This is a genomic window from Parahaliea mediterranea, from assembly GCF_003402235.1.
GTDB classification, from domain to species: domain Bacteria; phylum Pseudomonadota; class Gammaproteobacteria; order Pseudomonadales; family Halieaceae; genus Parahaliea; species Parahaliea mediterranea.
This window is the reverse complement of sequence record NZ_QEWO01000005.1, coordinates 207407-230022: the sequence shown is the minus strand read 5'-3', so window position 1 is coordinate 230022 and position 22616 is coordinate 207407. Positions and strand designations below refer to the sequence as shown.

19 protein-coding genes are annotated in these 22616 nt (G+C 63.0%); 12 read left to right on the top strand and 7 right to left on the bottom strand.

The genetic code is table 11. From position 1 onward, the window contains the following. Positions 1–320: 320 nt before the first annotated feature. The 6 genes from glnA to DDZ17_RS15905 all read left to right on the top strand — a co-directional run bounded on the left by glnA (position 321) and on the right by DDZ17_RS15905 (position 6363). Positions 321–1727: a glutamate--ammonia ligase gene (glnA, locus tag DDZ17_RS15935; protein WP_116367957.1), complete on the top strand. Its 1407-nt coding sequence runs from the start codon at positions 321–323 to the stop codon at positions 1725–1727. Between the two features lie 103 nt (positions 1728–1830). Then, a complete protein-coding gene (locus DDZ17_RS15930) occupies positions 1831–2400 on the top strand; it encodes a DUF4124 domain-containing protein (RefSeq protein ID WP_241505917.1) in 570 nt (189 codons plus the stop codon). Positions 2401–2665: 265 nt separating this feature from the next. Further along, positions 2666–3736, top strand: a complete 1071-nt coding sequence (glnL, locus tag DDZ17_RS15925) for a nitrogen regulation protein NR(II) (RefSeq protein WP_116367956.1) — start codon at positions 2666–2668, stop codon at positions 3734–3736. Next, the gene (gene ntrC, locus DDZ17_RS15920) at positions 3720–5123 is read left to right on the top strand and encodes a nitrogen regulation protein NR(I) (RefSeq protein WP_116367955.1); all 1404 of its coding nucleotides are present in this window, start codon (positions 3720–3722) and stop codon (positions 5121–5123) included. The genes glnL and ntrC overlap by 17 nt, the downstream gene beginning before the upstream one ends. Before the next feature lie 107 nt (positions 5124–5230). Continuing rightward, positions 5231–5707 (top strand): tRNA (cytidine(34)-2'-O)-methyltransferase, encoded by a 477-nt coding sequence (locus DDZ17_RS15915; protein ID WP_116367954.1) that lies wholly within the window; start codon positions 5231–5233, stop codon positions 5705–5707. A 338-nt stretch (positions 5708–6045) separates the two neighbouring features. Beyond that, complete coding sequence (locus DDZ17_RS15905; protein WP_116367952.1) at positions 6046–6363, top strand: CopG family antitoxin; 318 nt, start codon at positions 6046–6048, stop codon at positions 6361–6363. Positions 6364–6441: 78 nt separating this feature from the next. Here the strand turns inward: DDZ17_RS15905 and secB are convergent, their stop codons facing one another. The 7 genes from secB to DDZ17_RS15870 all read right to left on the bottom strand — a co-directional run bounded on the left by secB (position 6442) and on the right by DDZ17_RS15870 (position 13463). Beyond that, a complete protein-coding gene (secB, locus tag DDZ17_RS15900; RefSeq protein ID WP_116368250.1) occupies positions 6442–6957 on the bottom strand; it encodes a protein-export chaperone SecB in 516 nt (171 codons plus the stop codon). Between the two features lie 29 nt (positions 6958–6986). Next, the gene (grxC, locus tag DDZ17_RS15895) at positions 6987–7250 is read right to left on the bottom strand and encodes a glutaredoxin 3 (protein ID WP_116367951.1); all 264 of its coding nucleotides are present in this window, start codon (positions 7248–7250) and stop codon (positions 6987–6989) included. Positions 7251–7263: 13 nt separating this feature from the next. Then, a complete protein-coding gene (locus tag DDZ17_RS15890; protein ID WP_116367950.1) occupies positions 7264–7677 on the bottom strand; it encodes a rhodanese-like domain-containing protein in 414 nt (137 codons plus the stop codon). A gap of 352 nt (positions 7678–8029) precedes the next feature. Next, positions 8030–10447: a TonB-dependent receptor gene (locus tag DDZ17_RS15885; protein WP_116367949.1), complete on the bottom strand. Its 2418-nt coding sequence runs from the start codon at positions 10445–10447 to the stop codon at positions 8030–8032. A 96-nt stretch (positions 10448–10543) separates the two neighbouring features. Then, on the bottom strand, positions 10544–11617 hold the full coding sequence (locus DDZ17_RS15880; protein ID WP_116367948.1) for a FecR family protein: 1074 nt from the start codon (positions 11615–11617) through the stop codon (positions 10544–10546). Beyond that, complete coding sequence (locus DDZ17_RS15875; RefSeq protein WP_116367947.1) at positions 11614–12165, bottom strand: RNA polymerase sigma factor; 552 nt, start codon at positions 12163–12165, stop codon at positions 11614–11616. The genes DDZ17_RS15880 and DDZ17_RS15875 overlap by 4 nt, the downstream gene beginning before the upstream one ends. Positions 12166–12167: 2 nt before the next feature. Next, on the bottom strand, positions 12168–13463 hold the full coding sequence (locus DDZ17_RS15870) for a P1 family peptidase (RefSeq protein ID WP_241505916.1): 1296 nt from the start codon (positions 13461–13463) through the stop codon (positions 12168–12170). 341 nt (positions 13464–13804) lie between these two features. On the opposite strand from DDZ17_RS15870, the gene gpmI reads away from it, so the two are divergent. From gpmI to DDZ17_RS15840, 6 genes are all read left to right on the top strand, one after another. Further along, the gene (gene gpmI, locus DDZ17_RS15865; RefSeq protein ID WP_116367945.1) at positions 13805–15352 is read left to right on the top strand and encodes a 2,3-bisphosphoglycerate-independent phosphoglycerate mutase; all 1548 of its coding nucleotides are present in this window, start codon (positions 13805–13807) and stop codon (positions 15350–15352) included. A gap of 10 nt (positions 15353–15362) precedes the next feature. Beyond that, positions 15363–16505 carry a murein hydrolase activator EnvC family protein gene (locus DDZ17_RS15860; protein WP_116367944.1) on the top strand — a complete coding sequence of 381 codons (1143 nt, stop codon included), beginning with the start codon at positions 15363–15365 and terminating at the stop codon, positions 16503–16505. Between the two features lie 144 nt (positions 16506–16649). Next, positions 16650–17954, top strand: coding sequence for a S41 family peptidase (locus DDZ17_RS15855; RefSeq protein ID WP_116367943.1), 1305 nt, complete (start codon positions 16650–16652; stop codon positions 17952–17954). 48 nt (positions 17955–18002) lie between these two features. Then, complete coding sequence (locus tag DDZ17_RS15850; RefSeq protein WP_157976680.1) at positions 18003–18797, top strand: divergent polysaccharide deacetylase family protein; 795 nt, start codon at positions 18003–18005, stop codon at positions 18795–18797. A gap of 155 nt (positions 18798–18952) precedes the next feature. Beyond that, positions 18953–21229: an arylsulfatase gene (locus tag DDZ17_RS15845; protein ID WP_116367941.1), complete on the top strand. Its 2277-nt coding sequence runs from the start codon at positions 18953–18955 to the stop codon at positions 21227–21229. 255 nt (positions 21230–21484) lie between these two features. Next, entirely contained in the window at positions 21485–22615 is a 1131-nt protein-coding gene (locus DDZ17_RS15840; protein WP_116367940.1) for an efflux RND transporter periplasmic adaptor subunit, read from the top strand. The last annotated feature ends 1 nt before the right edge of the window (position 22616 follow it).

Here is a 22616-nt window from a genome sequence, read left to right as displayed (position 1 = left end):
GGCGGAATGGGCGCGTATTATACGGCCTGCCGCCGGGCTTGTGTGGTCGCTTGCGAACCACCGCGCGCCGCATTTCGCACCAAAATGAATCACAAGCGCACCATTATGGAGCGCACGCTTCATCCCAGTGCAGGGTGTTGGTATTTTCCCTCGGTTTTTCAAATAGTTAGGACAAGCACCTTTTTGGCACAGCTCTTGCTATCACTGACACTGCCTGAAAACTCTGGCCGCTGTCCGGGCAATCGCAAGAGCCCGCCGCACCAGTAACACGCATACGGGCCGTGATAGCGGCACGATTTACATCCCATGGAGGAAAACCAATGTCAGAGCAAACTCTGAATCTGATCAAAGAAAGCGAAGCCGGTTGGGTGGATCTGCGGTTCACCGACACCCGCGGCAAAGAGCAGCACGTGACCATCCCTGCCAGCGAAGTCGACGAAGACATGTTCGAAGAAGGCAAGATGTTCGACGGCTCCTCCATTTCCGGCTGGAAGGGCATTAACGAATCCGACATGATCCTCATGCCCGATGACAGCACCTGCGTGCTGGATCCCTTCACCGATGACACCACCATCATCCTGCGCTGTGACATCGTAGAGCCCTCCACCATGCAGGGCTACGAGCGCGACCCGCGCTCCGTGGCACGCCGCGCCGAGGAATTCCTGAAAACCACCGGCATTGGCGACACCGCCTTCTTTGGCCCGGAGCCCGAGTTCTTCGTTTTCGACGACATCAAGTGGCACGCGGACATCAGCGGCGCCGGCTACACCATCAGCTCTGACGAAGCGGCCTGGTCCTCCAACCTGAGCTACGAAGAAGGCAACATCGGCCACCGTCCGCGCGTGAAGGGCGGTTACTTCCCGGTACCGCCGGTTGACTCCCTGCACGACATCCGCGCCGCCATGTGCACCGCCATGACCCAGATGGGTCTGGCCGTGGAAGTACACCACCACGAAGTGGGCACCGCCGGCCAGTGCGAAATCGGCGTCAAGTTCAACACGCTGGTGAAGAAGGCCGACGAAACCCAGATCCTCAAGTACTGCGTGCACAACGTGGCCCACGCCTACGGCAAAACCGCCACCTTCATGCCCAAGCCGCTGGTGGGTGACAACGGGTCCGGCATGCACGTACACCAGTCCATCTACAAGGACGGCGAAAACACCTTCGCCGGCGACGGCTATGCCGGCCTGTCTGACACCGCGCTGTACTACATCGGCGGTATCATCAAGCACGCCCGCGCCCTGAACGCCTTCACCAACGCGTCCACCAACTCCTACAAGCGCCTGGTTCCCGGCTTTGAAGCTCCGGTCATGCTGGCTTACTCTGCCCGCAACCGCTCTGCTTCCATCCGCATTCCCTACGAGCCGAGCCCCAAAGGCAAGCGCGTGGAAGTACGCTTCCCCGACCCCACCGCCAACCCCTACCTGGCTTTTGCGGCCATGCTGATGGCGGGCATCGACGGCATCAAGAACAAGATCCACCCCGGCGACGCCGCCGACAAGGACCTGTACGACCTGCCGCCCGAAGAAGGCAAGCTGATCCCCACCGTGTGCTCCAGCCTGACCATGGCCCTGGAAGCCCTGGACGCGGACCGCAGCTTCCTGACCGAAGGTGGCGTGTTCACAGACGACATGATCGACGGCTACATCGCCCTGAAGAAGGAAGACGTCACCCGTCTGGACATGACCACTCACCCGGTCGAGTTCGACATGTACTACTCTGTGTAAGCCACGCTTCACGCCCCAGCAAAAGCCCGCTCCGTGCGGGCTTTTCTGTTTCTGGGCATTCGTTTCTGGACAGGCGCTGGCAGAGCGCGGGCGAACTATACTGATGGCCATGCACCCCTTCGCCACACTGCTGGGCGGCCTCGCCCTGTGCGCCGCCACCACCCTTGCCGACACCGCCACGGTCTACAAAACCGTGGACGAGCAGGGCAACGTCAGCTTTTCCGACAGCCCACCGGCGCCCGGCGCCAGCGCGCAAACCCTGCACTACCCCACGGCGGACCCGAGCGACAGCGACACCTACCGGCAGCGCCTTGAGGACATGCGCGACACCACCGACCGCATGGCAGCAGACCGCCGCGAGCGCGAGCAGCAGCGCGCCGAACAGCGCCGCGAGCTGGCCGCCACCGACCGCGGGCCGGCGGATGACACCTATCCCGGCTATGCCGGTGATTATTACAGCGGCGGCTACCCGGTGTACCTGGGCCCAGTGCGCCCACCCCACCACCATCGCCCGCCGCACTTTCCTCCAACCTACCCACCGCTGCACCCGGACCGGCCCTGGCCCCGGCCGCCCCTGGCCAGACCACCGGCACAGGGCGTGGAGGGCCTGCGCAGCAACCTGCGCAACAACTCCCAGCTGATGCGCCCCATGTTGCCCCGCCGGGGGCAATAACAGCGCAGGCCCCAGACTGGACACCCGCCGGCGCGCAATGCACCATAATGGTGCATTGCTGGGCATCCAAGGCCCTGCCTGTGCCTCACTGGCGTGCCGCGAGCCCGGCAAGTTCGCGAAAAATCAGCCAGTGACGCCAGCAGTCGCCTGAAATTCCAGCGATTTCCGAACATCGAAAGTTTCTGCACCAGTGTGCCTCTTTTTGGCTCTATTTTTGCTACGCCAAGAGGCATGCCGCAGTAGCGCGGTCAATCATGGGGCAGGCATGGCGCAACAACAGGACATTCTCGACAATTTGAGCACCGGGGTTATCGCCCTGGACGCCGGACTGCATGTGACTTCCATCAACGCAGCCGCCCAGGCCCTGCTGGAGTCCTCCTCGGGCCGGGTGGAAGGGCAGCACGCCGCCCTGCTGAGCAGCGAGCCCGATGAGCTGGTGGAAACCCTGCACCACGTGCTGGACGCCAGGGCCCCGGTGGCCCGCCGCGGCATGGCCCTGCAACTGCACACCGGCCAGACCATCCACCTGGACCTGTTTGCCACCCCCATCCTGCAATCCGGCGAGGTGGACACCCTGCTGCTGGAGCTGCAGCCGGTGGATCGCTTGCAGCGCATCAGCCGGGAAGAGGGCATGCAGCAGGCCCAGGAAACCACCCGCGCGGTGATTCGCGGCCTGGCCCACGAGATTAAAAACCCCCTGGGCGGGGTGCGCGGCGCGGCCCAGTTGCTGGCCAAAGAGCTGCCGGACAATGACCTGGCGGAATACACCCGCATCATCATCCGCGAAGCCGACCGCCTGCGCGACCTGGTGGACCGCCTGCTGGGCCCCCACCACCAGCTGCAGCTGGCGCCGATCAACATCCACGAAATCCTTGAACACGTGCGCAACCTGATCAGCGCCGAAAGCGGCGGCGAGGTGACCATCACCCGCGACTACGACCCCAGCCTGCCCGACCTGCCGGGCGACAGGGTGCAGCTGATCCAGGTGGTTCTAAACATCATGCGCAACGCCATGCAGGCGGCGGATACGCCCGCCGACTGCGGCATCTGCCTGCGCACCCGGGCCCAGCGCCAGTTCACCATCGGCGCCCAGCGCCACCGCCTGGTGTGCCGCATTGATATCACTGACAACGGCCCCGGCATTCCCGAGGAGCTGCAGTCATCCATCTTTGTGCCCATGGTCACGGGCCGCGCCGACGGCACCGGCCTCGGCCTGTCCATCGCCCAGTCGATCATCAACCGCCACGGCGGCCTGCTGGAATGCCTCAGCGAGCCGGGCTGCACACGCTTTACAATTTACCTACCAATGGAACAGCAGAATGACAGGACAAGCTAGGGTCTGGGTGGTCGACGACGACAGCTCGATTCGCTGGGTGCTGGAGCGCGCCCTTAACCAGGCGGGTATCGACAACGAGAGCTTCAGCGACGCCGACAGCCTGCTGCAGCAACTGCGGGACGAAAAGCCCGACGTCATCATCAGCGACATCCGTATGCCAGGCACCGACGGCCTGGCCCTGCTCTCCCACCTGAACGAACACTACCCGGAACTGCCGGTCATCATCACCACCGCCCACTCCGACCTCGACTCCGCCGTGGAGTCCTACCAGCGCGGCGCCTTTGAATACCTGCCCAAGCCCTTCGACATCGACGAAGTGGTGGCCATCACCGAACGCGCCCTGGCCCAGGCGCGGGAAAAGCGCGGCGAGATACCCGCGCCGGAGGCCCTGCCCCAGACCGAGATCATCGGCGAAGCGCCGGCCATGCAGGAGGTGTTTCGCGCCATCGGCCGCCTTGCCCACAGCAACATCACCGTGCTCATCAACGGCGAATCCGGCACCGGCAAAGAACTGGTGGCCCGCGCCCTGCACCGCCACAGCCCCCGCGCCGCCAATCCCTTCATCGCCCTGAACATGGCCGCCATTCCCAAGGACCTGATGGAGTCTGAGCTGTTCGGCCACGAAAAGGGCGCCTTCACCGGCGCCAACGCCAAGCGCGAGGGGCGCTTCGAACAGGCCAACGGCGGCTCACTGTTTCTGGATGAAATCGGCGACATGCCGGCGGAAACCCAGACCCGCCTACTGCGGGTGCTGGCGGACGGCGAGTTCTACCGCGTGGGCGGCCACACGCCGGTCAAGGTCGATGTGCGCATTATCGCCGCCACCCACCAGGACCTGGAGGAGCTGGTGCAGCGCGGCGACTTCCGGGAAGACCTGTTCCATCGCCTGAACGTGATCCGCATCCACATTCCCAAACTGGCCGAGCGCCGCGAAGACATCCCGCGCCTGATGCAGTTTTTCTTCCAGCGCGCCGCCGAGGAACTGGGCGGCGAGCCCAAGGTGCTGCTGCCGGAAACCGAGCAGTTTTTGATTGGCCTGGACTGGCCGGGCAACGTGCGCCAGTTGGAAAACACCTGCCGCTGGATTACCGTGATGGCCTCGGGGCGCGAAATTCACCTGCGCGACCTGCCCCCGGAACTGGGCAAAACCACCGCACCGGCAGAGGCCGGCACCCAGTCCGACTGGCGCGAGCTGCTGTACAAATGGGCCCGCAACGAACTGGTGCAGGGCAAGCATCACATCCTGCGCCAGGCCGTGCCCACCTTCGAGCGGGTGATGATCGAGGTCGCCCTGCAGCACTCCCAGGGGCGCAAGCGCGACGCAGCGGAGCTGCTGGGCTGGGGGCGCAATACCCTCACCCGCAAAATGAAAGACCTGAATATGTAGGGCGGCTTAAAACGGCAACGCACCGACACCTTTGCTCGTCCAGGCAGCTCGACCAGGCAAGCACGGCCAGGCTGGCGGCGCCCGGCCGCCGCCGCTAGACTGCGCCGATGCCCGCATCCGTACCCAGTATCGTGCTCTACCAGCCGGAGATTCCCCCCAACACCGGCAACATCATTCGCCTGTGCGCCAACACCGGCAGCCAATTGCACCTGATCGAACCGCTGGGCTTTGACCTGGACGACAAAAAACTGCGCAGGGCCGGCCTGGATTACCGCGAATTTGCCGCCGTGCAAACCTGGCCCAACCTCGACAGCTTCTGCGCCGCCTACCCGAACACCCGCCTGCTGGGCCTGACCACCCACGGCAGCACGCCCTACCACAGCGTGGGCTACCTGCCATCAGACGCCCTTTTGTTCGGCCCGGAAACCCGCGGGCTGCCGCCAGCAATCCGCGACAACCTGCCCCTGGGGCAGCGCATCCGGGTGCCCATGCGCGAGGGCAGCCGCAGCCTCAACCTCAGCAATACCGCCGCGCTGGTGCTGTACGAGGCGCTCAGGCAGTTGGATTACCCGGCGATGAGGTGAACTGGCCAGCCCCGGCTTGTGACCTGATGACAAAATGCACACAGCTGCGCTACACTTCCGCCAATGAAAATCTATAATTGGAATCCTGATAAAAACCAGGATCTTATAGTTGGTCGAGGCGTTTCTTTCGAGGAGGCGATTTTCCATATTGAAAATGGCGATCTACTGGATGACATAGCCCACCCAAACGCCTCCGATTACCCCAACCAGCGGATTTTTATTATTTGCATCAAGGATTACGTTCATCTCGTCCCGTATGTGGAAAGCGAAGATGAACTCTTTCTGAAAACAATCATCCCCAGCAGAAAATTCACCAGGTTGTACCTTGGAGATAGATCATGAGCAAAGGCAAGTTATCGAAAGAAGAGAAAGCGCTGCTTGATGCCGTGGAGGCTGGCGAATTTGAGTCGGTATTAACTGAATCGCGCAAGACGGAATTGGAGACGATTGCCAGCAACACCTTTAGAAAAGACAAAAGAATAAATATTCGAATCTCAAACAGGGATTTAACGGCTATCCAGTCAAGGGCTTCGGAAGAAGGTATTCCGTACCAGACATTTGTGTCGAGCATTATTCACAAATACATTTCCGGCTCTCTGCAAGACCTCACAGCCAACAAGAAAGTGCAGCCGACGCAAAAAACGCCCGGCCAATAGGGCTAGAACGCTTTACAAATCCCCCCCAACAAAAAACCCCCGCATGAGCGGGGGTTATCACAGAGCCTGGTGCGCGGCTCAGTGGGTGGCGGCTTCGCCACCCTCAGCTGCGGCGGGAGCTGCTTCGCCGGCCTGGGCCTGGGCTTGCGCCAGGGCCTGCTGGTACAGGGCGTCGAAGTTCACCGGGGCCAGCATCACGGCGGGGAAGCCGCCCTTCACGCAGACGGCGTCGATGTTTTCGCGGGCGTAGGGGAACAGGATGTTGGGGCAGGCGGTGCCCAGCACGCGGCGCAGGTTTTCGCCTTCGATACCGGTCACAAAGAAAATGCCCGCCTGTTGCACTTCCACCAGAAAGGCGGTTTCCTCTTCCACCTTGGCGGTAAGGGTGATGGTCAGCACCACTTCGTAGTTGCCGTTGTCGTCCAGCTTGTCGCTCTTGGTGTTCAGGTCGACATTGACCTTGGGCTGCCACTGCTTGCGGAAAATCGCCGGGCTGGACGGGGACTCAAAGGAGAGATCCTTGGTGTAGATGCGCTGCATGGAAAACTGCTGTTGGGGCGCTTCCTGCCCGGTTACTGCTTGTTCGTCGGCCATGGGGCCTTCCTCCATTAGTGATGTAATCGTCAGTTCGCCAGCCCGAGCAGGCCGTTCAGGTCACCCTGGCGTTCCAGGGCGGCCAAATCGTCGAAGCCACCCACATGGCGCTCGCCGATCCAGATCTGCGGCACCGTGCGCCGGCCGCTGCGCTGCATCATTTGCTGGCGCAACTGCGGATCGCGATCGACACCGATTTCGGTGTAGCTCACCTGCTTGCCCTCCAGCAACTGCTTGGCGCGGATGCAGTAGGGGCAGTAGGGCGTGGTGTAGATAGTGACTTTTGCTGTCATGGCTGGCGCGTTGTTATTTGGTGGTGGGCAATTGCAGGTTGCCCCATTCCATCATGCCGCCGGTCATTTTGTAGACCTTGTCGAAACCGCTGGCCTTGAGCTTCTTGCCCGCGGCTCCGGCCTGTTGACCCATCTTGCATACCAGCACTATGGGGGCGGCGCGATACTTTTCAAGCTCGCCCTTGCGATCATCCAGCTTGGCCGAGGGAATATGCAGGGCGCCGGTGATGTGGCCCTGCTTGTAGTCGGCGCCATCACGCAAATCCACAAACACGCCGCCCTCCTGGTTCACCAGGTTGATGGCCTGCTGGGGGCTGAGCGACGGGCCGGCCTTGCGTGATTCGTGGAAAATCAGCATGCCAACGGCAGCCAGCAGGGCGGCCACCAGAATCCATTGCTGGGCGAGAAATTCAAGAAACAGAGCCATGGGTGCGTATCGATGTCCGGAAAATGCCCGGCCGCGGGGCCGGGGCGGGCCGCCAAGGCGGCGGCCACTGTTTAAAAAGGCGGCAATTATAGCGGCTCGCCGGAGCCCGGGCCACCTTCGCAGGCGCGGGCCGGCGGCTCTGTGCCAGAGCGTGCCCCGCCGAGGTCGCCTGCACCATCATCGCGCCTGAGAATCATTCCTATTTTTATGTGGGCAATATTTGTACAGCTTGGGGTATCACCAGGGTAGCCATGAAGTAACCAACGCCAATAGCTGCCGCGCAGCCACTGGCAACCGCGGCTGGGCGACCGCTGGCGGTGCCACTGATGATGTCACCGCGTTTTGGCCGGGGTCAAAATCCAAAGCCGAGTTCTATACCGACAGTGCGCGGGCGGGCCCTGGCGGCTATTTCCTCAATCGACTCCGCATCAACATAACCCCGTTCATTCAGCAGGTTTTTTGCGAATATCCTCAAGCTCCAGTCGTCGCGGCTAAAACCGACAATCGCATTCAGCATATTGATGGTTCCAGAGTAGGACTCGAAGCACTCACAAATGGTGCGGTTCCCATACCGCGAGGGCCCCTTTTGGGTGTAGTCCAGACGAACGTAGCTTTCCGCCCAGTCAAATAACTCAGCGTCGTATTGCCCCCAGAGACTGACGTGGTAGTCGGGAATAAAATCAAGCGGGTCTCCCACTGCGTGGGATGCCGATACCGACCTGATCTCAACGAACTCGGTATCAATAACCTCGCCTCCCATTCCCAGGCTGAGGTTTTCACTGGCCAGCAGGGATACCTCCCAATCGATGCCTTTGATTTCCGCATCGCCGGCATTGCTGGTGTATTGCCGCAGGTCATTACCAACAAGGTTGATGCTGTCCACCTGTGTGTCGCTGTATTCCGAGTAGAACACAGCCACATCAGCACTCAGGCGCCCCTGCCACAAGGACATCTTCGAACCCAATTCATAGGACCAGACAGTGTCCGGTTCAAAGGGCCTCACGCCGATACCGCCGGCCAGGCCACCGCTGCGAAAGCCTTCGGAGGCACTGGCGTAGACCTTTATGTCGTCATTGACGTCATAGCTGAGGAAAATGCGTGGGCTGACTGCGTCGAAATTCGCGTCGTCCTCGGTCGCGGCGACAAAGTCCGCCGCTGTTTGACGATCCTCGAAATAGCGCAAACCAAGCCCAATCTCCAGCCGGTCATTGAAGCTGTAGCTGGTTTCGCCGAACACCGCCCAGGAGCGCGTCTCAACGTTCGTTAAAACATCAAATACAAAATCCTGTCCAGGCGGCCCAAATCTGAAATTATCGAATTGACTATCCAACTCTGCGTCCCGATAAAAAGCCCCAACCAGCCAATTCCATGCACTTCCGCCAGAAGAACTAAGGCGGACTTCCTGAGTGAAGGATTTGCTGATGCTGTCTTCGCTGAACTTGGCGTGATAGAGGCTTGCTTCGTCCAGGCCAAATGGAACGCGATAACCAATTTCCCGCTGACGCCGCTCGGCATCGACATAGCTGGTTGTGGACAGCAGGTGAGCGACATCAAGGTCGTAATCAAGGGTCAGGTTATAGAGTTCATAGTCGTGCCCACCAGAAGGGGTGGTTGGATCGGAAAATGCCTGGCTGTAATTGCCCTGATCATCTTCGCCAGTACTGGGTGCGCCAGAATTACCCCGGTGCACAATCGCCGTGGCATTCATTTCCAGGCGCTCACCGGCCAGCCAGCGCAATCGCGTGCGCAATTCGGCCAGTTCTTCGTCGTTGATGTTCTCCCGGTCCAGCGCCGGCTGCTCCATCCAGCCGCCACGGTTGACGTAGGTTCCCACTACTCGCATGGCAAGCTCGTCATCTATGATCGGCACATTGATCACACCATTCATGCGGTAACTTGGATCACCGCCCTTGGTGTGACTAATGGAAGCATCGGCCCTTCCACCCACCTCATCCAACTGTGGCTCCTCGGTGATAAACTTGATCGTTCCGCCCATCGAACCAACACCATAGAGTGTGCCCTGCGGACCGCGCAGCACCTCGACACGTGCCATATCATAGGTTTGCAGATTCAGCGAAGCGCCGGGGAAAGTAGTGACACTGGCTTCATCGAGATAGATGCCGACCAGTGGTGTACTACCCTGGATACTGCCCATGCCCCGCAGGAAGATGAAACGATCCCCAGCACCTCCGCGCTCCGGAATCGACAGACTGGGCACAGCCATTGAAAGGTCGGAAAAATCATTGATGCGACGCTGCTTCAACTCGGTGCCACCGAGCGCAGCCACACTGATGGGAACATCGCGGATACTCTGCTCACGCTTCTGCGCCGTAACCACCACTTCCTCAATAGCCACACGGGCCGGCAGCACTTGAGCATCGCCGGCCCGATCACCTGCCGGCATCGGCCGTGCTCCTTCAACGGATGGCTCAATCGACGCAAATACGATCAGCCCACCGTTTTCATCCCGGCGGAACTGTAAGCCGCTGCCACGCAGCAGTTGATCCAGCGCCTGCTCATCACTCATTACACCGTGCAATGCCGCAGCCGACTTTCCGCTTACCAGATTGTCTGGCACAAGCAGCGTAACGTCGGCTTGCTCTGAAAAGGCCAACAGGGCACTGGCGAGGCTGCCAGATGGAATGCTAAAAGCATGCTCCTGCGATTGCGCAGCAGAATGTGCGACGAGGCCGGCGGCCAAAAAGGCCGACAACACACTGCCCCGGAGAAGGCCAGCAAGCGGCCGCTTGGAAAAACTGGAAATCAACATCTAGCACAACTCCCTCATTATTTTAGGCTAGGCCATCACTGGCGGGCGACAGCTCAACAATAAGACGGAGAAGACGATGAAAACGGCAGCGCCAAGTCAGTTTTTTTCTACCTGGCGATGCTCGTCAGCAAACAGCACCAGCTTGTCGGCATCAACCGGTTCTGCACGCAATCCCAAACCATTTTCAAGCAGAGAGATCATCTTTCCGATATCGGCGGCTCGAAAAGAGGCCGTGACCCGCAGGTCTCCCAGGTTCGGATCGTCCAACATGATCTGTCGGTCGTGGTGGCGATTGATATCCGCAACCACTTCACGCAAAGGCGCACCATCATAGGCCAGGCGTCCATCGCGCCAATTGGCGCTGTGTCGAGTGGCTGCACGTTGTCTTAGCCAGGTTTCTCCGGCGTCCCTGAATGCCGATTCTCCACCGCTGAGCAGTAGCGTTGTGGGTGTACCAGCAGCGCCCGCATCTTGCATTGGCGATGTTGAAGGCCCGGCGCTGCGAACTGACACTAGCCCCTGCTCCACCGATATTCGGGTACGCCTTGCCCCCTTATGGATTTCAAAACGGGTACCAAGAACACTGACTTCCGTATCGCCGGCACGAACCTGAAAGGGCCTCTTTTCATCGCGTGCGACATCGAAGAATGCCTCACCTTCCACCAGTTGTACGCGGCGCCAGTCTGCCGACAGTTGAACCTGAACAACGGATCGGGCGCCGAGGGTAATTGTTGAACCCTCATCCAGGCGGATTTGACGAATCTCACCGGTCCCGGTGCTGAAGCGGACACCTGGCGCAAGCACCGATGAGGGAAGGAGATACGCTGGAAGCAGAAATACCAACAACAGCGCAACCACAGTGACGCCCCACCCAGCCCAGGAAAGCCGTGGAAACCTCGGTTGCCACCAGCGGTACTGCCTTGCTTCCAGCAATTCCGGCGACACCTTGCCACGCAGGTCCTTGAGTTCGCCCAATGCCCGCCAGGTGCGTTGCGATTGCCGATAGAACAGACGGTGGCGCTCATCCGCATCCAACCACGCCTGCAATGCCGCTTCCTCTTGCGAACTTAGCTTTCCCGATGCTTTTCTCAGCATCCAGTCACGCGCGATATGCCCCACCTGTTCATCGGGCAAAGTACCTCGATGGGTATGATCGTTCTTGTCTTTCACAAACGCTGTTCCACTGGCGGTGGCGACTCCAGCGCGCTTTCGCAAACTGTCATCGCCCGTGCTATCACCATTTTGACACCGTTGCGCGACATGCCAGATCGTCGCGCAATTTCTGTATAGCTTAGGCCATGAATGCGGAACAACAGCAGGAAATCCCTTTCCCTTGCATCCATGCTCATTATGGTCCGCTCCAGTACCGCCGCATCCTGCTCGCTCTGCAATACGTTCGCCGGATCACTGTCGGAACCGGTTTCGGTAACACAGCGCTGCTCTGCATCAAGGTAGCGCTGACAGGTCGCCTGATGACGACGACCATCGATCAGGTGGTTCCTCGCCACCCGGTAGAGGAAGGCCTTCGGATTGCGCAGGCGGTGCAGGTTTTCCAACTGTGACAGCTTCAGGAACGCTGTTTGCACAACATCCTCCGGATCTGGAGAGCCAGCACCATACCGCGCACGCAGGTAGTGGCATAGTTCCTGCCGATTGTTCTTGAACAACCTGGCCAGAAAGTTATCGCGATCCTTGAGCAAAGCGTTCGGTGGAGCCATGGCTACATCGGTATTTTGCGGCGGGACAGTTGCTGCCAGTGCCCTGGATTGACCAGCAGCGAACCGTCTTCCTGAAAGCGCAGGGTGAGCGGATAGCGGTTGGCAACCGTAAAATCCGTACTGCTGACCGGCACCAACTGCACTTCCCTGTCGCGGGCAATCGCAAACACATCGCGCCGCCCGGTCGCTGTGGCCCGCAGGACTCCGTCTTTGTGAACTACCTGCAGAGAGACCCCGGGGCTGAATTCGTAGACGCCGGCATACTGGTCAAGCAAGGCGCGCCCCACTTTCAGCTCCGGTTGAGGGGTTGGGTGCTGCGGCTGTTCCGGCACAGAGGCGATAATGGCATCCCACATGACCTCGGATGCCAGGGCACCTATCTCGGCAGAGCTGAGCAACTTCTCCTCCACTTCTGCCGTGGATACCGCGTACAGCACATCGCCATCAAATTGCGTGGCAAAGGGTTGCAATCCACGCCCCATCGAGGTGTGAACCTGCACGGCAAGCCGATTCAACTCCGCCGGGCTCAGCTTCTGGTTGGTGACAACCAGGCTCACCGTTGTATTTTTGCTGGCGCCATTTCCAGCGGGGTCGGCTACCGCCGAGCCGATACCCAGGGGGCCATTGGCTCGCGCCAGCAGCGCACTGGTATCCATGTCCGCCGGCCATTCTGGATCGCGGTTACAGGCAAGGACATTTCCATCGCGATCGGTAATCACGCCTATTGCGTTCACCACAGTGAACGCCGCCACCTTGATCCCGTTGATTTCCCTGAATGCCCCACCCTGGCCAGACATGGCATTGCAACCAAAGAAGTAGCCGCTCATTGCCATGCGACCAGCCCCCTGAGCTCCCTGGGGAAACCAGCCCGGGCGCGCGTTGCGAAAAGCTGCCTGAGCCAGGGGCTTGTCCGGCACGATTTCATTCAGCCGGCGGGCGCCGAAGTCATAGATAATGGAACCTACCGACAGGGCGATATTGGGTTCGGCACTGAATGCATTGCCATCGCGCAGACCGTCCTCCTTCATCGCCGAGGCAACCGCCGTGGCGGCTTCCAGGCCGTACCAGGAGCCGCCGGCGAAAACCACCGCGTCCACTTCAGGCAGGTCGTAGCCCAACTTCAGGTACTCTGTGTTGACGGTGCCCGGCGCACCACCACGCACATCCACCGCGCCGAGAACCTTTTCAGCAAAGTGGAACACCGTAACGCCGGTTGGGCCTTCCGGATACTCACCGGTACCCACCCGTATCATGGGCCAATCGAAGGTAAGCGTCCGTTCACCCGCATTGAGCAGCACCTCTCTTTCCTCGGCATAAGCAGCACCAACGCCCAAGCCCAGTGCCAGCGATGCAGCCAACCAGCGCTGCCTGCGTACACGCCTGTCAACACGGGTGCCCGCAAGGTCTCCGCCCCTCTCTTTATTTACTGTGTGAAACATCCAAGAATCCCAATAAGCCTGTGGTGGATCGAAGTGCAGCCATTCTAGTCCCGATCCCGCCCCCGTACTGGTGAGAAAAACCCGCAGGGCGGTGTGTCAGACTCACCAGCCGTCGAACGCCGCCCGTGAACTGCGCTGCCATCGCTGGCCAGACAATGTAAAATGCCCCTTTTTCACGCAGTGACTTCCCCGGACAAGAGATGACCCACTCAGGCAAGCAACCCACCGTACTGATTGTGCTGGACGGCTTCGGCTACCGCGAGGACAACCGGGACAACGCCATCGCCAATGCCAACACCCCGGTGTGGGACCGCCTGTGGCGGGAGCAGCCCCACACCCTGATCTCCGGCTCCGGCCTGGACGTGGGCCTGCCAGCGGGGCAGATGGGCAATTCCGAGGTGGGCCACATGAGCCTCGGCGCCGGCCGCATCATCTACCAGAACATCACCCGTATCGACAAAGCCATTGCCGATGGCAGTTTCAATAACAACCCGGTGTACACCGACGCCATCGACAAGGCGGTGGCCAAAGGCGGCGCGGTACACGTACTGGGGTTGCTGTCTCCCGGCGGCGTGCACAGCCACGAGGAACAGATTTTCGCCGCGGTGCGCCTGGCGGCCAGCCGGGGGGCCTCCAAGGTCTACCTGCACGCCTTCCTGGACGGCCGCGATACCCCGCCGCGCAGTGCGGCCGCGTCCCTGGAGAAAGCCGACGCCCTGTTTGCCGAGCTCGGCTGCGGCCGGGTGGCGAGCATCGTCGGGCGCTACTACGCCATGGACCGCGACAATCGCTGGGATCGCATCGAAACCGCCTGGAACCTGCTGGTGAAGGCCAATGCCCCCTTCAGCGCCGACAACGTGGGCGAGGCGCTGGGCGCCGCCTACCACCGCGACGAGAATGACGAATTCGTGCAGCCCACCCTGGTGGGCGGCGCGAATGCCGCCATCGGCGACGGCGACGCCGTGCTGTTCATGAACTTTCGCGCCGACCGCGCCCGCCAGCTCAGCCACGCCTTTGTGGATGCCGAGTTCAGCGGTTTTGAGCGCGGCGCCGCGCCGCAGCTGGCGGCCTTTGTCACCACCACCGAGTACGCCGCCAGCCTCGGCGCCCCCTGCGCCTTCCCGCCGGAGAGCCTGGCCAACGTGCTGGGCGACTACCTGGCCCAGCGCGGCATGACGCAGCTGCGCATTGCCGAAACCGAGAAGTACGCCCATGTGACCTTTTTCTTCAGCGGCGGCCGCGAGCAGGAATTCCCCGGCGAAGAGCGGGTGATGATCCCCTCGCCGGACGTGGCCACCTACGACCTGAAACCGGAAATGAGCGCCCCGGAACTCACCGACGCCCTGGTGGCGGCCATCGGCTCCGGCAAGTACGACCTCATCGTGTGCAACTACGCCAACGGCGACATGGTGGGGCACACCGGCGTCTACGAGGCCGCGGTGAAGGCGGTGGAAGCCTTGGATGCTTGCCTGGGCCGCGTAGAGGCGGCGCTACTCGCCCACGGCGGCCAGGCCCTGGTGACGGCCGACCACGGCAACTGCGAACAGATGCAGGACTATGAATCCGGCCAGGTGCACACCCAGCACACCACCGAGCACGTGCCGCTGGTGTACCTGGGCGCCGGCGCCGTCAGCCTGGATGCGGCCGGCGGCATTCTGGCCGACATTGCCCCTACCCTGCTGGGTTTAATGGGCCTGCCGCAGCCGGCGGAAATGACCGGCCGCGACCTCCGCCGCGCGACCCCCTGAGGCAGTGCGGGTGCGCCCGGCACCACTGTGGCTGGCGCTGGCGCTGCTGCTGGCGGCGCCTTTGGGCATTGCCCAGAGCAGCGAGGAAGATACCCGGGCCAAACTCAAGGCCCTGCAAGGCGAGATCAAGCAGCTCGACCGGGAGCTGAGCAGCGCCCGCACCCGTCGCGACAAACTGCTGGCCCAGCTGCGCGAGGCAGAAACCGCCCTCGGCGAGCTGCAACAGCAGGTTGCCGCCACCCGGGCCGACATCGCCGAGAGCGAGCGGGAACTGGCCGCCCTGGCGGCCCAGCAGGCGGCCCTTGAGGCGCGCCGCATTGAGCAGCGCGAACGCATTGCCGCGGAACTGGAAACCGCCTGGAAAATGGGCCGCCAGGACCAGCTCAAAGTGCTGCTTAACCAGGAAGACCCCCACACCCTGGCCCGGGCCATGGCCTATTACCGCTACTTCTTCGACGCCCGCACTGCCCAGATCGAGGCCTTTCGCGCCACCCTGGCCGAGCTGGCCGACGTGCAGGACAAAATGCAGGCCCAGCGCGACGAACTGAAGGCCCGCCAGCAGACCCTGGCCGACGAACAGGCCGCGCTCCAGGCGCGCAAAAGCACCCGCCAGGAAGCCGCCGACGCCCTGGCCGCCGACATCAGCAGCAAGGGTGATGCCCTGGCCCAGCTGAAAAAAGACCAGAAAGAACTGGAAACCCTGCTGGAAACCATCCAGCAGGCGGTGGTGGACCTGGCCCTGCCGGACAACACCCAGCCCTTCAACAAGGCCCGCGGCAAAATGCCCTGGCCGGTGGCGGGCAAGCCCAGCAACCGCTTTGGCCGCGCCCGCAACGACGGCAAGATGACCTGGCAGGGGGTGAACATTCCCGCCGCCGCCGGCGCGCCGGTGCGGGCCATTCACCACGGGCGGGTGGTTTACGCCGACTGGTTCCGCGGCTCCGGCCTGTTGCTGATCATCGACCACGGCGACGGCTACATGAGCCTTTATGCCCACAACCAGAGCCTACAGCGGGAAGTGGGCGAATGGGTGCAGGCCGGCAGCGCCATCGGCAGTGTGGGCGACAGCGGCGGCCTGGATCGCCCGGCCCTGTACTTCGAGATTCGGCACAACGGCAAGCCGGTGGACCCGGCCCGCTGGTGCAGCGGCTGAGGCTGTACTTTCGCGCAGCGGCTTTTGTCACGCGGCGCCACTGCCAAGGTTGCCGGGCTTTGGGTTACACTTGAGCACCAGTTTCCCAATGCACCTTTTTCCAAAGCACCTTTTCCCAATGGACAGGCCCCAGTGGCGCTAATCATGCATACTCCCCGTTTTTCCCGAACCCTGCTGGGCGCAGCCCTGCTCAGCGCCTCGCTGGCGCTGCCCGCCGCGGTGGAGCAGGAGCCCCTGCTGCCGCTGGACGACCTGCGCACCTTCGCCGATGTCTACAACCAGATTCGCGTGGGCTACGTTGAGGAAATCGACGACTCCACCCTGCTGGAATACGCCATCCAGGGCATGCTCGGCAGCCTGGACCCGCACTCGGTGTACCTGACCAAGGACGCCTTCGAGGACCTGCAGACCAACACCTCCGGCGAGTTCAGCGGCCTGGGCCTGGAAGTGGGCATGGAAGACGGCTACGTCAAAATTATTGCTCCCATCGACGGCTCACCCGCCGCCGAGGCCGGCCTGCAGACCGGCGACATCATTCTCAAGCTCGACAACCAGCCGGTGAAGGGCATGAGCCTGGGCGAGGCCATCGACCAGATGCGCGGCCCCAAGGGCAGCGAAATCCTGCTCACCATCGGCCGACCGGGTGAAACCGAGCCCTTCGACATCACCTTGAAGCGCGACACCATCAAAGTGGCCAGCGTGCGCGAGCGCCTGCTGGAACCGGGCTATGGCTACATCCGCATTGCCCAGTTCCAGACCCACACCGGCGAAGACGTGAGTGCCTCGCTGGCGAAGCTGGAAGCAGACGGCACCCTGAAAGGCCTGGTGCTGGATTTGCGCAACAACCCCGGCGGCGTGTTGCGCGCCAGCGTGGATGTGGCGGACATCTTCATGGACGGCGGCCTGGTGGTGTACACCGAGGGCCGGATGGCCAATTCCGACGTGCGCTACGAAGCCCAGCCGGTGGATGACACCCAGGGCATCCCGGTGGTGGTGCTGATTAACGGCGGCTCCGCCAGCGCCTCGGAAATTGTCGCCGGCGCCCTGCAGGACCACGGCCGCGCAGTGATCATGGGTACCAACAGTTTCGGCAAGGGCTCGGTGCAGACCGTGCTGCCCATCTCTGAATCCCGCGCGGTGAAGCTCACCACCGCCCTGTACTTCACCCCCAACGGGCGCTCCATCCAGGCCGCGGGCATCGAGCCGGACATCCAGGTTGAGCGGGCCAGGGTCACCGCCTACGACACCTCGCGGCAAATCAGCGAGGCCGACCTCTCCGGCCACCTGGACAACGCCAGCGGCACCCAGCCCCACGAGCGCAGCGTCAACAACCTGCTGGCCACCGACAACCAGCTGTACGAAGCGCTGACCCTGCTGAAAGGGGTCAACATCCTCGGCCTGCGGCAGAAGCCCAAAGCCGCCACGGCCACTGCCGACAGCGAGCCCTGACACCTGCTGCGCCGCGCCCTGAACCTGGGACTGAGCCTCGGCCTGAACTTGGGCCTATGTGCCGGCCTGTGCGCCGGCCTGCTGTTCAGCCCGCCCGCCGGCGCCGCCCGCTGGCAGGCGGGTGAGTGCGCCCACAGCGCCACCGCCCCCGCGCCGCCGCGCTATACCCTGGTCATCATCATCGATGACATCGGCAACCAGCTCAGCACCGGGCGCGCCGCCGTGACCCTGCCGGGGCGCCTGAACTTCGCCGTGCTGCCGCATACCCCCCACGGCCCGGCGCTGGCGGAGCTGGCCCACCGCCAGGGCAAGGAAGTGCTGCTGCACCAGCCCATGAGCAACCTCGCCCACAAGCCCCTGGGGCGCGGCGGGCTCACCCCCGAGCTGCCCCGCCAGCGCTTTGACCACATCCTGCAGGCGGCCCTGGCCAGCGTGCCCCATGTGCGCGGCCTGAATAATCACATGGGCTCCGACCTCACCCGGCGGCGGCCGCAAATGCAGTGGCTGATGGCCACGCTGGCCGAGCGCCACCTGTACTTTGTGGATTCGCGCACCAACAAGGAAACCGTGGCCGCCACCGTGGCCGGCGAGGCCCGGGTGCCGCACCTGTCGCGCCAGGTGTTCCTCGACAACCAGCGCAGCCGGCATGCCATTGCCGAGCGCTTTGACCACCTCACCCGCCTGGCGCGGGAAAAGGGCATGGCGGTGGCCATCGGCCACCCCTACCCGGAGACCATCGCCTTCCTTGAGCAGACGCTGCCAACCCTGGCGGGCAGCCCCTACCGGCTGGCGCTGGTTTCGGAAGTGCTGGCCAGGGCGCCGACACCCGCCAGCGGCCCCTGACAAGCCCCTGGCTGCTCTGGCAGCCAGCACCCGTCACGGGCCGGTTCCCCTTTGTATACCGGCCGGGCCTGTCTGGCCCCGCCGGCCACCCGCGCGTTCCCCGCACCGGCCCGAGGCGCTACTGTACAGCCCCCGAAATCCGCGAGGTCACAAGTATGAGATTTCCCACCGCTCGCCTGCTGGGCGCGGCGCTGACACTGTCGCTGTCTGTGCTGGCCCGGGCCGAAGACGCCCCCCGTATCGAACAAGTCAGCGCACCCGAAGGTGCCCCCAACGTGGTGGTGGTGCTGCTGGACGACGTGGGCTTTGGCGCCGCCAGCACCTTTGGCGGCCCTGCCGAAACCCCCGGCATGGACGCACTGGCCGCCGAGGGCCTGCGCTACAACCGCTTTCACACCACTGCCATCTGCTCGCCCACCCGCGCCTCGCTGCTGACCGGCCGCGACTCGCACCGCGCTAATGTGGGCGCGGTGCTCAACAGCGCCAACGCCCGCCCGGGCTACCAGGGTGTGCTCAAACCCGAGACGGCCACCGTGGCCGAGATCCTGCGCCAGAACGGTTATGCCACCGCCGCCATCGGCAAATGGCACCTGGCCCCGGCCTGGGAAACCTCCCCGGCAGGCCCCTTCGACCGCTGGCCCAGCGGCCTGGGTTTTGACAAGTTCTACGGCTTTATGGGCGGCGAGACGGATCAGTTCGAGCCCACCCTGTACGAGGGCAACCAGCCGGTTCAGCGCCCGGATGTGGCGAACTACCACCTGACCGAGGACATGAGCCGCGAAGCCATCGAGTGGATGGACATGCAGCGCACCCTCAACCCCGACAAGCCCTTCTTCCTTTACTACGCCACCGGCGCCGCCCACGCACCGCTGCAGGTGCCCAAGGCGTGGATAGAGCGCTACAAAGGCCGCTTCGACCAGGGCTGGGACGCCATGCGCGAGCAAATCTTTGCCCGCCAGAAGCAGCTTGGGGTGATTCCAGGCAGCGCCAGGCTGACCCCGCGGCCGGCACAAATCCCCGCCTGGGACAGCCTGAACGCCGACCAGAAGAAAGTGGCCGCGCGGCTGATGGAAACCTACGCCGCCTTCCTCGCCCACACCGATGCCCAGGTGGCGAAACTGGCGGAGCACCTCAAGGCCACCGGCCAGTTCGACAACACCCTGTTCTTCTACGTGGTGGGTGACAACGGCAGCAGCGCCGAGGGCGGCATTCCCGGCAGCATCAACTACATGGGCGCCCTGCAGGGCCTGCAGGAACCGCTGCAGATGCAGCTGGAGCGGCTGGACGACATCGGCAATGCCGAGACCTATCCCCAGTACCCCGCCGGCTGGGCCTGGTCGCTGACCACGCCCTTCCAGTGGGTCAAGCAGGTGGCATCCCACCTGGGTGGCACCCGCAACCCGCTGGTGGTGACCTGGCCCAGGGGCATCAAGGACAAGGGCGGCCTGCGCAGCCAGTTCTCCCACGTCAACGACATCACCCCCACCATCCTGGCCGCCGCCGGCCTTGATTTGCCGGAGCAGGTGAACGGTGCCAAGCAGATTCCCTTCGACGGCAGCTCCATGCTGGACAGCTTCGCCAACGCCGACGCAGCGGAATTCCACCCCACCCAGTACTTTGAGGTACACGGCAACCGCAGCATCTACCACGAAGGCTGGATCGCCTCGGCCCGTCACGACCGCCTGCCCTGGACGGTGGGCATGGGCGCCGGTGGCAGCGCCTTCGAGGATGACCCCTGGGAGCTTTACAACCTGGAGGAAGACTTCAGTCAGGCCAACGACCTGGCCAGCGAACAACCCGAGAAGCTGGCCCAAATGAAGGCCCTGTTCCAGGCTGAGGCCGAAGCGCTTGGCATGCTGCCCATGCACAGCAGCATCGACTCGCGCACCCCGATGCCAAGCCTGGCCAACGGCCGCAAGCAGATGACCTTCAATTCCGCGGTGGTCGGTGTGCCGGAATCCCAGATACCGGTTATCGCCAATAACTCCTGGACCCTGAGCGCCGCCCTGGAGGTGACATCCGCCGGCCAGGGCCGCGGTGTGGTCGCCACCGTCGGCGGCACCGCCGCGGGCTGGTCGCTGTACCTGGACGATGCCGGGCGCCCGGTGTTCGAGGTGAAGGTCTTTGAATTCGGCCAGCTGCGCCTGCAGGGCAAAAAGGCCCTGGCGGCCGGCGCCCACAGCCTCACCGTGCAGTTTGACTACGACGGCCCGGGCTACGCCAAGGGCGGCACCTTTACGCTGAAGGTGGACGGCGACGCCGTCGCCGATGGCAGCGTGCGTGCCACCCAACCGGCCTTTTACTCCATCGACGAGACCTTTGACCTTGGCATCGACACCGGCTCGCCTGCCGGCCACTACCCGCAAGGCGCGCCCCTGGGCTACCCGCTGAGCGGCGCGGCCCTGCACAAGGCAAAGATCGAAGTCCGCTAGTCTCCCCCGCCGGCCACGCCTGTGGCCGGCGTCTCCTTAGTCTGCGCTGGCTCTCGCCGGCCAGCGCAGACATCTGTCGACGCCTGTCGACAGCACCAGAGCCCGGCTTTGTACACAGCTTGCGGCCATTGTCCACGGTTTCACCACCGCCGGCAGCGGCGTATGATTGGCGGTTCTGCGCGCGGCGAATAGGCTGACATCCGCCTGGCATCTTACCGCGTACCCCTATTTTCCAGACCGGTTTACGACGCGACCATGAAGAAAGTTCTGTTCGGAAGACGCATGTGGATCATGCTGATCGTCACCCTGCTGATTTTTGGCGGGGTCCTTGGCATGCAGTGGTACGGCAACATCAAAATGAACGAGTTTATGGACAACATGCCGGTGCCCCCGGTCAGTGTGTCCACCGCCGAGGCGCGCACCGCCCTGTGGCAGGACACGGTGGAGTCCGTGGGCACCCTGGCCGCCATCCGCGGCGCGGAGCTGGCCACCGAAGTGCCGGGCACGGTGGAGGAAATCTTCTTCGACAACGGCGCCCAGGTGGCGGCGGGGGATGTCATCCTCACCCTCAACTCGGCCCCGGACCGGGCGGAACTCAAAGCCTTGGAAGCCGCCGCCGAACTCGCCGCCATCGAGCTGCGCCGCGCCAAGAGCCTGGCGGCCTCGCGTAATATCTCCAAGTCCGAGATTGACCAGCGCAGCAGCCAGCTCGACCAGGCGCGAGCGCGGGTGGCAGCCCAGCAGGCACGCATCGACCAGAAAACCCTGCGCGCACCCTACTCCGGCCACCTCGGCATTCGCCGCTTCAACGTGGGCGACTACGTGCAGGCCGGCGATACCATCATCGAGCTGCAGTCGCTGGACAAGCTCTACGCCAACTTCACCCTGCCCGAGCAGTACAGCGGCCAGGTGCACGCCGACATGGCGGTTACCGCCCGCCTGCAGGCGGTGGGCGGCAGCGCTTTTGAGGGGCGCATCAATGCCATTGCCCCGGTGATCGACCCCCAGACCCGCAACTTCGCCGTGCAGGCCACTCTGGATAACCGCGACAACCTGCTCAAGCCCGGCATGTTCGCCAGCATCGACCTGCCCATTGGCCTGGAAGTGGAACAGGTGATTGTGCCGCGCACCGCCGTGGCCTACCGCCCCTATGGCAACTCGGTGTATGTGCTGGAGAAAAAAGACGGCGACAGCTACACCGCCACCCAGCGCTTTGTGACCCTGGGCCCGGTGCGCGGCGACCTGGTGGCCATTGTGGAAGGGCTGAATCCCGGGGAAACCGTGGCCACCAGCGGGCTGCTGAAGCTGGATTCCGGCGCTGTGGTGAATGCCAACAACGCCATCCAGCCCAGCGCAGAGCTACAACCGCAACCGGACAACGGCTGAT

Coding starts and splice junctions, on each gene's coding strand:
- glnL (WP_116367956.1), top strand. CDS start 2,666: ATGGCGCAACAACAGGACATTCTCGACAATTTGAGCACCGGGGTTATC.
- DDZ17_RS15875 (WP_116367947.1), bottom strand. CDS start 12,165: ATGGCTCCACCGAACGCTTTGCTCAAGGATCGCGATAACTTTCTGGCC.
- DDZ17_RS15840 (WP_116367940.1), top strand. CDS start 21,485: ATGAAGAAAGTTCTGTTCGGAAGACGCATGTGGATCATGCTGATCGTC.
- DDZ17_RS15890 (WP_116367950.1), bottom strand. CDS start 7,677: ATGGCTCTGTTTCTTGAATTTCTCGCCCAGCAATGGATTCTGGTGGCC.
- glnA (WP_116367957.1), top strand. CDS start 321: ATGTCAGAGCAAACTCTGAATCTGATCAAAGAAAGCGAAGCCGGTTGG.
- secB (WP_116368250.1), bottom strand. CDS start 6,957: ATGGCCGACGAACAAGCAGTAACCGGGCAGGAAGCGCCCCAACAGCAG.
- DDZ17_RS15855 (WP_116367943.1), top strand. CDS start 16,650: ATGCATACTCCCCGTTTTTCCCGAACCCTGCTGGGCGCAGCCCTGCTC.
- ntrC (WP_116367955.1), top strand. CDS start 3,720: ATGACAGGACAAGCTAGGGTCTGGGTGGTCGACGACGACAGCTCGATT.
- gpmI (WP_116367945.1), top strand. CDS start 13,805: ATGACCCACTCAGGCAAGCAACCCACCGTACTGATTGTGCTGGACGGC.
- DDZ17_RS15885 (WP_116367949.1), bottom strand. CDS start 10,447: ATGTTGATTTCCAGTTTTTCCAAGCGGCCGCTTGCTGGCCTTCTCCGG.
- grxC (WP_116367951.1), bottom strand. CDS start 7,250: ATGACAGCAAAAGTCACTATCTACACCACGCCCTACTGCCCCTACTGC.
- DDZ17_RS15845 (WP_116367941.1), top strand. CDS start 18,953: ATGAGATTTCCCACCGCTCGCCTGCTGGGCGCGGCGCTGACACTGTCG.
- DDZ17_RS15930 (WP_241505917.1), top strand. CDS start 1,831: ATGGCCATGCACCCCTTCGCCACACTGCTGGGCGGCCTCGCCCTGTGC.
- DDZ17_RS15915 (WP_116367954.1), top strand. CDS start 5,231: ATGCCCGCATCCGTACCCAGTATCGTGCTCTACCAGCCGGAGATTCCC.
- DDZ17_RS15905 (WP_116367952.1), top strand. CDS start 6,046: ATGAGCAAAGGCAAGTTATCGAAAGAAGAGAAAGCGCTGCTTGATGCC.